This is a genomic window from Klebsiella sp. BIGb0138, assembly GCF_004342285.1.
In the GTDB taxonomy this organism is placed as follows: domain Bacteria; phylum Pseudomonadota; class Gammaproteobacteria; order Enterobacterales; family Enterobacteriaceae; genus Klebsiella.
The window spans coordinates 845,660-859,475 of record NZ_SMCV01000001.1; the positions used below are offsets into that span (position 1 = coordinate 845,660).

The 13,816-nt window shown below is 57.0% G+C and carries 11 protein-coding genes and 2 pseudogenes; 6 read left to right on the forward strand and 7 right to left on the reverse strand.

Features of this window, described 5'->3' with window-relative positions; translation table 11 throughout:
• Position 1: 1 nt before the first annotated feature.
• Entirely contained in the window at positions 2–1,540 is a 1,539-nt protein-coding gene (gene ppx / locus EDF73_RS03970) for an exopolyphosphatase (RefSeq protein WP_132726005.1), read from the forward strand.
• Positions 1,541–1,582: 42 nt separating this feature from the next.
• On the opposite strand, the gene EDF73_RS03975 is transcribed toward ppx, so the two are convergent.
• Positions 1,583–3,682, reverse strand: a complete 2,100-nt coding sequence (locus EDF73_RS03975; protein WP_132726007.1) for an EAL domain-containing protein — start codon at positions 3,680–3,682, stop codon at positions 1,583–1,585.
• Positions 3,683–4,033: 351 nt separating this feature from the next.
• Here EDF73_RS03975 and EDF73_RS03980 point away from each other — a divergent pair, with 351 nt between their 5' ends.
• Positions 4,034–4,225 (forward strand): YfgG family protein, encoded by a 192-nt coding sequence (locus EDF73_RS03980; RefSeq protein WP_132726010.1) that lies wholly within the window; start codon positions 4,034–4,036, stop codon positions 4,223–4,225.
• A gap of 54 nt (positions 4,226–4,279) precedes the next feature.
• Here the strand turns inward: EDF73_RS03980 and EDF73_RS03985 are convergent.
• Positions 4,280–4,411: pseudogene (locus tag EDF73_RS03985) on the reverse strand (LysR family transcriptional regulator); the annotation flags it as partial.
• A 51-nt stretch (positions 4,412–4,462) separates the two neighbouring features.
• Here EDF73_RS03985 and EDF73_RS27610 point away from each other — a divergent pair.
• Positions 4,463–4,642, forward strand: a pseudogene (locus EDF73_RS27610) (MFS transporter); the annotation flags it as partial.
• On the opposite strand, the gene EDF73_RS03995 reads toward EDF73_RS27610, so the two are convergent.
• Both EDF73_RS03995 and EDF73_RS04000 read right to left on the reverse strand, forming a co-directional pair.
• Entirely contained in the window at positions 4,632–5,387 is a 756-nt protein-coding gene (locus EDF73_RS03995; RefSeq protein ID WP_132726013.1) for an SDR family oxidoreductase, read from the reverse strand. The pseudogene EDF73_RS27610 and the gene EDF73_RS03995 sit on opposite strands and share 11 nt — an antisense overlap.
• A 41-nt stretch (positions 5,388–5,428) precedes the next feature.
• Positions 5,429–6,196, reverse strand: a complete 768-nt coding sequence (locus EDF73_RS04000; RefSeq protein ID WP_132726016.1) for an SDR family oxidoreductase — start codon at positions 6,194–6,196, stop codon at positions 5,429–5,431.
• Positions 6,197–6,408: 212 nt separating this feature from the next.
• Here EDF73_RS04000 and EDF73_RS04005 point away from each other — a divergent pair, with 212 nt between their 5' ends.
• Positions 6,409–6,999, forward strand: coding sequence for a TetR/AcrR family transcriptional regulator (locus EDF73_RS04005; protein ID WP_132726019.1), 591 nt, complete (start codon positions 6,409–6,411; stop codon positions 6,997–6,999).
• Positions 7,000–7,079: 80 nt separating this feature from the next.
• Here EDF73_RS04005 and EDF73_RS04010 read toward each other — a convergent pair whose 3' ends face one another.
• Positions 7,080–7,832 (reverse strand): SDR family oxidoreductase, encoded by a 753-nt coding sequence (locus EDF73_RS04010; RefSeq protein ID WP_132726022.1) that lies wholly within the window; start codon positions 7,830–7,832, stop codon positions 7,080–7,082.
• 97 nt (positions 7,833–7,929) lie between these two features.
• Here EDF73_RS04010 and EDF73_RS04015 point away from each other — a divergent pair, with 97 nt between their 5' ends.
• The gene (locus EDF73_RS04015) at positions 7,930–8,883 is read left to right on the forward strand and encodes an AraC family transcriptional regulator (RefSeq protein ID WP_132726025.1); all 954 of its coding nucleotides are present in this window, start codon (positions 7,930–7,932) and stop codon (positions 8,881–8,883) included.
• Positions 8,884–9,172: 289 nt separating this feature from the next.
• Here the strand turns inward: EDF73_RS04015 and guaA are convergent, their stop codons facing one another.
• Together guaA and guaB are read right to left on the reverse strand one after the other, a co-directional pair.
• Positions 9,173–10,750, reverse strand: a complete 1,578-nt coding sequence (guaA, locus tag EDF73_RS04020; RefSeq protein ID WP_132726028.1) for a glutamine-hydrolyzing GMP synthase — start codon at positions 10,748–10,750, stop codon at positions 9,173–9,175.
• Between the two features lie 65 nt (positions 10,751–10,815).
• Positions 10,816–12,282 (reverse strand): IMP dehydrogenase, encoded by a 1,467-nt coding sequence (gene guaB / locus EDF73_RS04025; RefSeq protein WP_132726031.1) that lies wholly within the window; start codon positions 12,280–12,282, stop codon positions 10,816–10,818.
• A gap of 158 nt (positions 12,283–12,440) precedes the next feature.
• Here guaB and xseA point away from each other — a divergent pair, with 158 nt between their 5' ends.
• Entirely contained in the window at positions 12,441–13,811 is a 1,371-nt protein-coding gene (gene xseA, locus EDF73_RS04030) for an exodeoxyribonuclease VII large subunit (protein ID WP_132726034.1), read from the forward strand.
• Positions 13,812–13,816: the final 5 nt, after the last annotated feature.

Genomic DNA, 13,816 nt, shown 5'->3' on the forward strand with positions numbered 1-13,816 from the left:
TATGCCAATAAACGAAAAAACCCCTCGTCCGCAGGAGTTCGCGGCGGTCGACCTTGGTTCAAACAGTTTTCATATGGTGATCGCCCGTGTCGTCGACGGAGCTATGCAGATCATCGGCCGCCTGAAACAGCGGGTTCACCTGGCCGATGGACTGGATGAAAATTCCGTGCTCAGCGAAGAGGCGATGACCCGCGGGCTTAACTGTCTGTCGCTGTTTGCCGAACGCCTGCAGGGTTTTTCCCCCTCCAGCGTATGCATCGTCGGGACTCATACCTTGCGCCAGGCGGCAAATGCGGCGGAGTTTCTCAAGCGGGCGGAGAAAGTGATCCCCTATCCGATTGAGATAATCTCCGGTAACGAAGAAGCGCGCCTGATTTTTATGGGCGTGGAACATACGCAACCCGAACGGGGCCGCAAGCTGGTCATCGATATCGGCGGCGGCTCGACGGAGCTGGTTATTGGCGAGGATTTCGAACCACGGCTGGTTGAAAGTCGTCGCATGGGCTGCGTCAGCTTCTCGCAGATCTACTTCCCTGGCGGCACTATCAACAAAGAGAATTTCCAGCGGGCGCGCCTGTCGGCCATACAGAAGCTGGAAACCCTGGCCTGGCAGTTCCGCATCCAGGGCTGGAACGTGGCGCTGGGCGCATCCGGTACCATCAAAGCCGCCCAGGAAGTGCTGGTGGCGATGGGGGAAAAAGACGGGTTTATTACCCCGGAACGCCTTGAAATGCTGGTGGATGAACTGCTGAAGTATAAAAACTTCGACGCCCTCAGCCTGCCGGGGCTGTCGGAAGAGCGTAAAGCGGTCTTTGCGCCCGGGCTGGCGATCCTGTGCGGCGTTTTCGATGCGCTGGCGATCAAAGAGCTGCGTTTGTCCGACGGCGCGCTGCGCGAAGGCGTGCTGTACGAGATGGAAGGACGTTTCCGCCATCAGGATATTCGCAGCCGGACCGCGCAAAGTCTGGCAAACCAGTACAATATTGACCGCGAACAGGCGCGTCGGGTGCTGGAAACCACCACCCACATCTTCGAGCAATGGCAGGATCAGAACCCCAAACTGGCCAACCCACACCTGTCGGCGTTGCTGAAATGGGCGGTGATGCTGCACGAAGTGGGGCTGAATATTAACCACAGCGGGATGCACCGTCACTCGGCCTATATTCTGCAGAACAGCGATTTGCCCGGCTTCAATCAGGAGCAGCAGATGCTGATGGCGACGCTGGTTCGCTATCACCGTAAAGCGATCAAGCTGGATGATTTACCCCGCTTTACGCTGTTCAAGAAAAAGCAGTTCCTGCCGCTCATTCAGCTACTGCGCCTGGGGATTTTGCTCAACAACCAGCGTCAGGCCACCACCACGCCGCCGACGCTCAAGCTGAAGACCGAAGCCAACCACTGGACGCTGGTCTTCCCGCATGACTGGTTTAGCCAAAATGCGCTGGTGCTGCTCGATCTGGAAAAAGAGCAGCAGTACTGGGAAGGGGTGCCTGACTGGCTGCTGAAGATTGCCGAAGAAGACTCCGATAGCGATAACTAGCCCACAGGCCGGGTTTACATCACCCGGCCACTTCTCTCCCCGTCAATCCGCATCCGCCGTAACTTCCTGCGCCAACGACGCCAGCGCGACCGGTTTCCCAATATCATAACCCTGCAGATAATCGATCCCCAATGACAGCACCGCCTGACGAATCTCCGGCGTCTCCACATACTCCGCCACCACCTGCATATTTTTCATCCGCGCCAGATGGCAAATGGATGCCACCACCTGGTAATCCAGGCTGCTGGAGAGCAGATTGCGAATAAAGCTGCCGTCAATCTTCAGCAGATCGACATTCAGACTTTTCAGCCGCGCGTAGCTGGCATAGCCGGTACCAAAATCATCGATTGCCACCCGAGATCCCAGCGCCTGCAGATGCTTCAGGGTTTGCCGCGCCTGATGAGGATTACTGAGCGAGTGATTCTCCGTCAGTTCAAATATTAACTGCCAGGCTTCAACATGGTAGTGCGCCAGCAGCCGCTCCACCTCTTCAGGGAACTGACTGCGGCTAACGGAAACCGGCGACAGGTTAATCGCCAGCCGCAGCCCAGGCAAATTTTGCCGATGCTTATCCATAAAAGCGAGCGTATGCTCGATCACCCACAGATCAATCCGTGACGAGAGACCAAATTCATGCGCCACCGGGAGGAAATCATCCGGCGAAATCAGCTCGCCGCTCTCCCCCTTCATTCTCAGCAACACTTCGTGATAGTTATCGCCGCGAATACCGATAATCGGCTGCGCCATCAGGCAAAAACGGTTCTGCTCCAGCGCCTGCAGGATCAGGTTCATCATCGCCACTTTGTCTTTCAAACCATGCTGCACATGCACGGCGCCGCGGCGCTGCATATTTTCCGGCTGACCGCTGGTCAACGACATATCGGCAATGTTATTCAGCTCGCCTAAGAGCAGATAGAGATGCTTAACCGGTGAGCGAACCTTGCAGTAGCTGATTCCCACCGCCGGCTGGAGTAAATCGCTCAGATACTCAGCCAGCTTTTGCTTATATTGAATGCGTAACAGCACACCATAATGACGCCCTAACAGCTCCAGTTCCGGGATGCGTAAAAAACAGAGTACCGACCAGAGAGCGCTGTCGAGCGCCCGGCTAAGCGCCCGCAAATTGGGCATATGTACTACCGGATCGAGAAATGCCATCCGGCGCACGCGAGCATGAATCACACGCTGCTGGGTCGCCAGCATCGCCATATAAGCAATAATAAAAGAAGACACCAGATAGCTCGAAGAGGTCATCGCCAGCTGGTGATGGTAGCTCAGGGAGTAGGGCAAATAGCGATAATGAAAGTGGATAATAACAATTAAAACGGGCGTCCAGATCACCGCGATCAAGCGATAGCCAAAACGCATCGCTCCCCATAGCATCACCGGCATAAGTAATGACAATGTATAATTTGTGCTAAATATTGTACTACTGCTACTCAGAGGAATTAATAACAACACTAATAATATTAACAACGACAGCATCCATAAAACGCGCTCGATACGTTTTATTTTTGGGTCGACCTGTAACCTGGCCTGTGAAATAAAACTGCGTAGATATAATGGATTACGGATAATACGAATCAAAAAGTAGCACAACGGGACGCCGGTTAAACAGCCGACCATTAAGGCCTGAAAAGTAATTAACGCTCGCAAGCTGAGAGGATCCACCCCCATCAACCCCGTCGCCCGGGGATGCATCCCCAAATACTCGGCGAACTGGGAGAGCACAAGAAAAATAGCCGACGGTAGCAGCATCTGCCATAGCAGCCGCTGCGGCATCAGGCTGACCGTACCATGTGAAATATGCTGTCGGCGCGGCACAAAAATGCGATACCCGCCCCAACACAGCACGGTGGGGATCAAAAAATGGAACAGGATAACGATGGCTTGCCCCGCGGACATGCCGCGAGCAATGGTCTCCAGCAGACCGATAATAATGCCAGGCAGCGCGGCCCAGTCAAAAAATAGCATCAGGCTCAGGACCAGCGCCAACGGTAAATAGTAAAGAGGGACCTCATTACCGTTCAGCTCCGCGTAAGTATTCGCCCCCCTCGCCAGAGGCAGTAACAGCGTGGGTAAGATGAGCGGCAGCGCCCACCATTTATCCCGATATTGTCTGTATAGATTAATTATTTTCATTGATGCTCTACGTGTTACCCAAATTCCAGCAGGGTATATTCAGGCAGGCATCCAACCCAACCATCTTCGCCGCGCAAGGAATAACGACGCGGAACAGGCTGGAGATTTTAGTTATCAACGAAAGCAGGCAGTTGATACAAATCAAGAAATCATTTAGCTAAGATTAATAAAACTTATTTTTTGCGTCAGATCGAGTGAAGAAAAAAGCATGTGAATGTGATTATTATCTTGTATAACATCAGGTAATGTTTGAGCGGCGGTTTTTTACATCCACATCAATTGACCCTGCTGCTATCCTGTGCCTTAATACCCATATCGCCCCTCTTGTGGGTATACTTTAAGGAACCTTTTGTGAGTCAGGCACCCAGTATGCGTAATCGACATCGATTTAACCGTCGCATGACCCGTATCGTACTGCTTATCAGCTTTCTCTTTTTCTTTGGACGCTTCGTCTACTCCTCTATCGGTGCCTGGTACCATCATCAGGGCAAGATCGAGTCTCAGCAATCGACGATTACGGTAGATACACCGCCCCGGGAATAGGCCATCGCATCGGTGTGCACAGCCCCCGATTTCTGCCTACACGATCATATTTGCTTAAACGGTCAGCTCCATGTCACCCAGCTGGCGTAGCATTTCGCCGATCCCTTTACTGAGAATTTTGTCCTGGCGCATCACCACGCCTGGCTGACGGTGCAGAAGCGGCGTCAGCGACTGACGCACACTATCCAGCGTATTTCCGGTCGTAACGCCCACCGTCAGCAGCGGAGGGTCCAGCCGCAGCTGCTGGCCATCGCCGCGCCGTTTGCCTACGCCTGGCTTAATCATCATCTGGGGATCCAGGGGAGCCTGGTTGTTTCCGCGGCGCGGGTCAGTGCCGGGCTGGCGCTGGCCATGGCGCGGTACCCGCGTCATGTTCCAGCGCAGACGATGAACAGCCCCGTCAGAATCAGGCCGTGAATCCGCCATTAACATCAATGACCGAGCCGGTGATAAAGCCCGCCTCCGGCCCGGCCAGGAAAACAATCGTGGCGGCAACCTCCTCAACGCTCGCATAGCGCTGAATAGCGTGCGATGCCATCACCGCGGGTGGCAGATTGTCCTTCGAACCGGCCGCCATGTCGGTATCCATGATGCCCGCCTGAACCACATTGACGGTGATATTTCGCGCGCCCAGATCGCGCGCCGCACCCTTGCTGTAGCCTACGATAGCCGCTTTACTGGCGGCATAATCGGTCGTACCGGGGAAAGCGATGCGCGTACCAAGACCGGAGCCGATCGAGATAATCCGCCCACCGTCTGGCAGGACCTTCACCGCCGCGCGGATGTTGGCAATAACGCCCATCGTATTGATAAGCCATTGCCGATCCATCGCCCCATTGTCGATATCGGGGGCATCAATCGTTTTTCCCTGCCACGCGACGGCCGCGTTATTGACAAGAATGTCGAGTTTACCGAGTTTCTCCACCACTTCGCGCACCAGGGATTCCGCGACGGAGGGATCTCCCTGATCGGCGCCGATCGCAATGGCGCGCACGCCTTTTGCACGGAGCTTTTCCACGACGGCAAGCGCCTTCTCCGCGGAAGCAACGTAAGTAATAGCAATATCCGCCCCCTGGTCTGCCAGAGCGCCCGCGATCGCCGCCCCGAGACCGCGCGACCCACCGGTGATGAGCGCCACTTTTCCTGCGAGTTTTTTGTTCATGTCAGATTCCTGAGTAGGTTGGGTAGAAAGGAGGATTCGGCTCACCACGGCAGGCGTTCGTCCTGGAAAAAGAAACCGCCCGTTGGCCCCTCCTCCCCGATGCGGGCATACCGGATGACGGTACGTGCGCCGCTTTCGGCGCTCATGTCTGCCCGCTCACCGCCCATGCTGGTCTGCAGCCAGCCGGGGTGAACCGCATTAATTTTGATCGATGTGCCGCGCAACTCTTCCGCAATCAGGATGGTAAAGGCGTTGAGCGCAGCTTTCGATGTGTCATAGCCCAGCGCGCGAATCGGATAGACCGGCGAATTCGGATCGGATAAATGGCTAAGCGACCCACGGATACTGGAGACATTGACGACGCGACCCGCCACCGCGCGCCTGAGCAGCGGCAGCAAGGCTTGGGTCAGAAAGACGGGAGCGAAAAAGTTGGCCTCAAATGTGTCACGCACCACGTCGGATAGAGCCTCGCTCGGCGGCCGAAGCGCCGGCGTCCCGCCATCGGGACTGTCCAACAGGATGCCGGCGTTGTTAATCAGGATGTCGAGCCTGCCGTGCGCGTTGCCGATGTCCCTGTAAGCCGCCTGTCGATCCGACTCGCGGGTAACGTCGAGCTTCAGCGCCGAGGCCTTGCCGCCCTGGCCACACAGTCTGTCCGCCACCTCCCGGGCTTTTTTCTCGTCACGCGCGCCAACTATGACGTGGGCGCCAAGCGCAGCAAGCTGCTGAGAGATCTCCAGACCGAGACCTCGCGCGCCTCCGGTCACCAGTGCGACCTTAGCGTGAAGCGGTGGATTGTTATTCGTCATAATGACATCCCTTTATTGGCTAAGGTTGGGTCGGAAGAATCGATAAGAAATCACTGACGCCGTCGGCTACCCTTTTCAGCTCAGAGCGCTGGCGCGATCCCTCCTGCTTACAAATACAATACCGATCGATATAGTATCGAAAGGTATTGTATTTGCCGCCGAGGTGTCAAGGGATTTATACTGATCGGTATTGAAATATGGGGTGAATGGAAATGGGACGTCACAGACAATTCAACGAAGACGAAGCGCTGGCCGCGGCGCTCTCTGTCTTTTGGCAAAAAGGTTACGAGGGCACCTCTCTTGAGGATCTGACGCAAGCCACTGGCGTGGCCCGTCCCGGTCTCTATGCGGCCTTCGGGAACAAGCAACAAATTTTCATCAAAGCTCTCGATCTCTACGACAGCCGCTACATGGGCTTTATGCGCGAGGCGCTCAACGAACCCACGTCGCACAGGGTCGTTGAGCGAATCCTGCGCGAGTCTGCCGGCGTCCAGACCGCAAGCGCCGAACACCTGGGCTGCCTGGGCCTCAACGGCGCGCTGGCCTGCTCCGATGACGCGGAACCCATTCGTCGCGAGCTCATTCGCCGCCGAAGCGCAACGCAGCTGGCGCTGAGTCAACGTCTGGAACAGGCGCAACGCGAAGGCGATTTACCGCCATCCGTGGACTGCGCCACCCTGGCAACCTTCGTGATGACGTTATCTCAGGGGATGGCCGTACAGGCCAAAGCCGGAGCCAGCAGGCAGATGCTTGAGGCGCTGGTCGACCACGCGCTCAGCAGCTGGCCCTCCGCAACCCCATAGCGTTGCTGCCCCGAATCGGGTAAGCGGCATAAAAAAGCCCGCGTTATCGCGGGCTTAATTAAAAGACAGACGCCTTTCGGTTACAAACCGGCCTCATTCATCCAAATCTCCGCATCTGCGCCTGCGGGAATACGTAACGGGGCGGAGGGATCGGTAGCCGCCCGCCAGACGGCGGCGGCCACGTCGGAGGCATGAGTCACAGGAGCTGAGTCGTCCTGGACACTCCTTACAAATTGTTGCAGCATCGGCGCATAGTCCGGCTCCTCCATGCCGCGCAAGTGCGGGCGGGCATTGTCGCCGAATCGGGTTTCCGGCGAACGGCCGGGCAAAACGATGTGCACGCGGACGCCGAAAGGCGCCATTTCCACCGCCAGAGACTCGGTGAAGGCGTTTACGGCGGCCTTACTTGCCCGGTAGACTCCGACGATCGGCAACGTTTTGAGCGTTACCGTCGATGTCACATTGATGACCACACCGGCCCGGCGATGGCGCATTTGCGGCACAATAGCCTGCACCATCGCCAGCGTTCCGATCGTATTGGTCGCAAACAGAGCATGGATTGTTTCTGGCGCCGTTAGCTCGACCGGCGCCGGCGCCCCGAAGCCGGCATTATTGACCAGAACATCGATTGGGCCAGCAGCCTCCACTGCCCGGGCGATACTTGCCGGTGAGGTGACATCGAGCTCAAGCAGGCGTAGCCGTCGCGAAACCGGCAGCAGGCCTTCACGCGGCGTTCGCATCGTTGCAATCACATCCCAGCCCTTTTCAATAAACAGCTTCGCGGTTTCCAGACCGAAGCCGGACGAACAACCCGTGATCAATATCGTAGGCATAAGCATCTCCACTAAACGTTGACTCGTTCATGGTAGCGGCGCAGAGATGGACGTAATATAGTTTATAGTCGCCATTACTTTAGAAATAGTCCTGTTTATGAACGTCGATCCTCTGGCCCAAATCGTCACACTACTACAGCCTGCCGCGCGTTTTTCAAAACTGGTGGCATGTGCCGGCTTCTGGCAGATTCATCGCGAGGCGACGGGAGAACCCTTTTATTGCGCAATCCTTGAAGGAAGCTGCCGTATCACCTTAGGCGGGCACCAGCGATTCGTTCTCAGGGCCGGCGACTTTATTCTCGCCCCGGCGATGCGGGAGATGGTCAACGAGAGTCTCAATGCACCGGACGACATGCCTCCTACATCGCCCATCCGGGTCAGCGAAGGCCATTTTCGCGTCGGACGCCAGCACGGCCCAGCCGATCTGCGCATGCGGATCGGGCATTGCAGCTTTGGAGCGCCGGATGCGGCGCTGCTCGTTTCACTATTGCCGGACGTGGTTGTAGTGCGCGATCGGCCCCGACTCGCCACGCTGATACAGCTGATCGACGAGGAAACACGCGAGCGCCGGGCGGCAAAAGAACTCGTGCTGGAGCGGCTTCTCGAGGTACTGTTGATCGAGGCGTTGCGATCCGCCACGGAGAGCACATCCGCGCCAGGCCTGAGCCGCGGCCTGGCTGATGAGCGTCTTGCGGCCGCGCTTCGTGCCATGCATGCCCGGCCTGAACATTCCTGGACAGTTGCCGAACTGGCCACCCGCGCCGCGCTGTCCCGCTCAGCCTTCTTTGCCCGATTCAACCGCATCGTCGGCCTGCCGCCAATGGAATATTTGCTGGCCTGGCGGATGGCGCTGGCAAAGCAGCTATTGCGGAGCCGGGAGCTCAGCATCGATCGCGTAGCGATGCAGGTGGGCTACGGTTCGGCAAGCAGTTTTAGCGCTGCGTTTGCGCGGTATGTCGGCATGCCCCCAGCCCGCTATGCGCGGGAGGCATCCCCGTCCCCGCAGGAGCCTCCGCATGGCGCTCCCGACGATCTCTCAGGGCAGAATTAAATTAAACGTGCGGCCTTTCACATAGAGGATGCCTGGTTGAGAAAGATGTCCGCCGATGGATCTGCCAGGAAAAGCTCACCTGGGGCCGAACAGCAGAGATCGAACGCGAAGCGGTAGGATGGGCATAAATACAGGCGCAGGGGCCCATTTCTCGAATGCGGCGAACAACGCAAGGGTGAACGCCCTGGTAGCGCGGGCTTTTGACATGCCATAAAAAATGCCATTAATGATGTAAAAATCACTAATGGCATTATTTTTATTGAATTAAATCAATGAGTTGACGGGGGCTTTACTCCCACTCGATCGTCGCAGGCGGCTTGCCGCTGATATCATAAACCACGCGGGAGATGCCGTTCACTTCGTTGATGATGCGGTTGGACACGCGGCCGAGGAAGTCATACGGCAGGTGCGCCCAGTGAGCGGTCATAAAGTCGATGGTTTCGACCGCACGCAGGGAAACCACCCAGTCGTATTTACGGCCGTCGCCCATCACGCCCACCGAACGAACCGGCAGGAATACGGTGAACGCCTGGCTCACTTTGTTGTACAGATCGGCTTTGTGCAGCTCTTCGATGAAGATAGCGTCCGCACGACGCAGCAGGTCGCAGTACTCTTTCTTCACTTCGCCCAGCACGCGAACGCCAAGACCCGGCCCCGGGAACGGGTGACGATACAGCATATCGTACGGCAGGCCCAGTTCCAGACCGATCTTACGCACTTCATCTTTGAACAGCTCACGCAGCGGCTCAACGAGGCCCATCTTCATCTCTTTCGGCAGGCCGCCGACATTGTGGTGAGATTTGATGACGTGCGCTTTCCCGGTTGCGGAAGCCGCGGATTCGATAACGTCAGGATAGATGGTGCCCTGCGCCAGCCACTTCACATCTTCCAGCTTCAGCGCTTCTTCGTCGAAGACTTCCACGAAGACGCGGCCGATAATTTTACGTTTCGCTTCCGGATCGTTTTCGCCCGCCAGCGCGTCCAGGAAGCGCTTCTCGCCTTCCACGTGCACGATGTTCAGGCCGAAGTGGTCACCGAACATGTCCATAACCTGCTGGGCTTCATTCAGACGCAGCAGACCGTTGTCGACGAATACGCAGGTCAGGTTTTTGCCGATAGCACGGTGCAGCAGCATCGCGGTGACGGAGGAGTCAACGCCGCCGGACAGGCCGAGGATCACTTTGTCATCGCCAACCTGCTGGCGGATACGCTCAACGGCGTCGTCGATGATTTTCGCCGGCGTCCACAGCGCTTCACACTGGCAGATATCGCGCACAAAGCGTTCCAGCATACGCATACCCTGGCGGGTGTGGGTCACTTCCGGGTGGAATTGCACGCCGTAGAAGCGTTTTTCTTCGTTCGCCATAATCGCGAACGGGCAGCTTTCGGTGCTGGCAACGGTCACGAAGTCAGACGGGATCGCGGTGACTTTATCGCCGTGGCTCATCCACACATCCAGCAGCGGCTTGCCGTCTGCCGTCAGGGAGTCTTCAATACCGCGCACCAGCGCGCTGTCAGTGACAACTTCGACCTGCGCGTAGCCAAATTCACGCTCGTTAGAACCTTCAACGTGACCGCCCAACTGCATTGCCATGGTCTGCATACCGTAGCAGACGCCGAATACCGGTACGCCGGCTTCGAAAACATACTGCGGCGCGCGCGGGCTGTTATGTTCAGTGGTACTTTCCGGGCCGCCGGAAAGAATGATGCCGCTTGGGTTGAACTCACGAATTTGAGCTTCAGTCACGTCCCAGGCCCACAGCTCGCAATAAACCCCTAATTCACGTACGCGACGCGCAACCAACTGGGTGTACTGAGAACCGAAGTCCAGGATAAGAATGCGATGTTTATGAATGTTATCCGTCATTGACGTTTATTCCAGAGCAGTAGCGATTAAATAAAATCGCCCGGCGCATGGCCGGGCGATGTAAATCAGGAGCCCATGCGGTAGTTCGGGGATTCCTTGGTGATCGTCACGTCGTGAACGTGGCTTTCCTGGATGCCTGCACCGCTGATACGCACGAATTCCGCTTTAGTACGCAGGGTGTCAATGGTACCACAACCGGTCAGACCCATACAGGAGCGCAGGCCGCCCATCTGCTGGTGAATGATCTCTTTCAGGCGGCCTTTATAGGCAACGCGGCCTTCGATACCTTCCGGTACCAGTTTATCGGCAGCGTTATCGCTCTGGAAGTAACGGTCAGAGGAACCTTTGGACATCGCGCCCAGAGAACCCATCCCGCGGTAAGATTTGTAAGAACGCCCCTGGTAGAGCTCAATTTCACCCGGGGATTCTTCGGTACCGGCCAGCATAGAACCCACCATGACGGCAGCCGCGCCGGCGGCAATCGCTTTAGCAATATCGCCGGAGAAACGGATACCGCCATCGGCGATAACCGGAATGCCGGTACCTTCCAGCGCTTCAACAGCGTCAGAAACGGCGGTAATCTGCGGAACCCCAACGCCGGTGACGATACGGGTGGTACAGATAGAGCCAGGACCGATACCCACTTTCACCGCGCTCACGCCAGCTTCCGCCAGCGCGCGTGCGCCAGCGCCGGTCGCCACGTTGCCGCCGATAATTTGCAGGTCCGGGTATTTAGCACGAGTTTCACGAATGCGCTGCAGTACGCCTTCGGAATGGCCGTGGGAGGAGTCGATCAGCAGAACGTCAACGCCGGCGGCAACCAGCGCATCTACGCGCTCTTCGTTACCCGCGCCCGCACCGACCGCGGCGCCAACGCGCAGACGACCACGCTCATCTTTACAGGCGTTCGGTTTACGTTCCGCTTTCTGGAAATCTTTTACGGTGATCATGCCGATCAGATGGAAGCCGTCGTCGACGACCAGCGCTTTTTCGACGCGCTTCTCGTGCATTTTGGCAAATACGACTTCGCGGCTTTCACCTTCACGTACGGTGACCAGACGCTCTTTCGGCGTCATATAAACGCTGACCGGCTGGTTCAGATCGGTCACAAAACGCACGTCACGACCGGTGATGATCCCCACTAGTTCGTTATCTTCGGTCACCACCGGGTAGCCGGCAAAACCGTTACGTTCGGTCAGTACTTTCACTTCGCGCAGAGTGGTGGTTGGCAGAACGGTCTGTGGGTCAGAAACCACGCCGGACTCATGCTTCTTCACCCGGCGGACTTCCTCCGCCTGGCGCTCGATAGACATGTTTTTGTGAATAAAGCCGATGCCGCCTTCCTGTGCCAGGGCAATTGCCAGACGCGCTTCCGTTACGGTATCCATGGCTGCGGAGAGCATTGGAATATTCAGACGAATGGTTTTGGTCAGCTGGGTGCTGAGATCGGCAGTATTCGGCAGAACGGTAGAATGAGCGGGAACGAGGAGGACGTCGTCAAACGTCAGAGCTTCTTTAGCGATACGTAGCATGGGCAATATCTCGACCAGGGTGGATAAATATTGCCGTGGCATTATACAGAGCGTAACCGATTGCATCTACCCTTTTTTGCAAATAATACTTGCGATCGCCTCTCAGCGCGTTACTATCGACTGAATAACCTGCTGATTTAAAATTTGATCTTGCTCACATGTTGCCATCTCAATCCCCCGCAATTTTCACCGTAAGCCGCCTCAACCAGACGGTGCGTCTGCTGCTGGAACAGGAAATGGGCCAGGTCTGGATCAGCGGCGAGATCTCCAACTTCAGCCAGCCCTCCTCCGGCCACTGGTACTTCACCTTAAAAGACGATAACGCCCAGGTACGCTGTGCAATGTTCCGCAACAGCAACCGCCGCGTCACCTTTCGTCCGCAGCACGGGCAACAGGTGCTGGTTCGCGCCAACGTCACGCTGTATGAGCCGCGCGGCGACTACCAGATTATCGTAGAGAGCATGCAGCCCGCCGGGGAAGGTTTGCTGCAGCAGAAATATGAACAGCTGAAGGCGCTGCTGGCGGCGGAAGGCCTTTTCGACCAGCAGCATAAACAAACGCTGCCTTCGCCTGCCCACTGCGTCGGCGTTATCACCTCGAAAACCGGCGCGGCGCTGCATGACATTTTGCAGGTGCTGAAACGCCGCGATCCGTCCCTGCCGGTGGTTATCTACCCAACGGCGGTACAGGGCGAAGATGCCCCGGGGCACATCGTTCGCGCCATCGAGCTGGCCAACCTTCGCCAGGAGTGTGATGTGCTAATCGTCGGCCGCGGCGGCGGTTCGCTGGAAGATTTATGGAGTTTTAACGATGAGCGGGTCGCGCGGGCGATTTTCGCCAGCCGCATTCCGGTCGTCAGCGCCGTGGGTCATGAAACCGACGTGACTATCGCCGACTTTGTCGCCGATTTGCGGGCCCCTACTCCCTCGGCGGCGGCAGAGATTGTCAGCCGCAATCAGCAGGAGCTACTGCGTCAGCTGCAGTCCGGGCAGCAGCGTCTGGAAATGGCGATGGACTATTTCCTCGCCAACCGCCATCGCCGCTTCACCCAACTGTTCCACCGTCTGCAGCAACAGCACCCACAGCTGCGCCTGGCCCGTCAGCAAACGGCGCTCGAACGACTGCGTCAGCGGCTGCGCCTGGCGCTGGATACGCAGATGAAACGCGCCGATCAGCGTCAGCAGCGGGTGGTTCAACGCCTGAATATGCAAAACCCGCAGCCGCGCATTCATCGTAGTCAGTCACGAATTCAGCAGCTGGAATACCGCCTCGCGGAGAGCATCCGCTCGCGTTTAAGCGAACAGCGGGAACGCTTTGGCAATACGGTGACGCACCTCGAAGCCGTTAGCCCGCTGGCGACGCTGGCCCGCGGCTATAGCGTCACTTCCGCCAGCGACGGCAAAGTGCTGAAACAAACCAAACAGGTGAAGGCGGGCGATCTACTGACCACCCGGTTAAATGACGGCTGGGTCGAAAGCGAAGTGAAAACGATTACGCCCGTGAAGAAAACGCGGGCGAAGAAGAAGTAACAACG

Bases quoted from the DNA above. Each gene is read 5' to 3' on its own strand.
- guaA (WP_132726028.1), bottom strand. From the start codon at position 10,750: ATGACGGATAACATTCATAAACATCGCATTCTTATCCTGGACTTCGGT.
- EDF73_RS03975 (WP_132726007.1), bottom strand. From the start codon at position 3,682: ATGAAAATAATTAATCTATACAGACAATATCGGGATAAATGGTGGGCG.
- xseA (WP_132726034.1), top strand. From the start codon at position 12,441: ATGTTGCCATCTCAATCCCCCGCAATTTTCACCGTAAGCCGCCTCAAC.
- EDF73_RS04000 (WP_132726016.1), bottom strand. From the start codon at position 6,196: ATGACGAATAACAATCCACCGCTTCACGCTAAGGTCGCACTGGTGACC.
- EDF73_RS04005 (WP_132726019.1), top strand. From the start codon at position 6,409: ATGGGACGTCACAGACAATTCAACGAAGACGAAGCGCTGGCCGCGGCG.
- EDF73_RS04010 (WP_132726022.1), bottom strand. From the start codon at position 7,832: ATGCCTACGATATTGATCACGGGTTGTTCGTCCGGCTTCGGTCTGGAA.
- guaB (WP_132726031.1), bottom strand. From the start codon at position 12,282: ATGCTACGTATCGCTAAAGAAGCTCTGACGTTTGACGACGTCCTCCTC.
- ppx (WP_132726005.1), top strand. From the start codon at position 2: ATGCCAATAAACGAAAAAACCCCTCGTCCGCAGGAGTTCGCGGCGGTC.
- EDF73_RS04015 (WP_132726025.1), top strand. From the start codon at position 7,930: ATGAACGTCGATCCTCTGGCCCAAATCGTCACACTACTACAGCCTGCC.
- EDF73_RS03995 (WP_132726013.1), bottom strand. From the start codon at position 5,387: ATGAACAAAAAACTCGCAGGAAAAGTGGCGCTCATCACCGGTGGGTCG.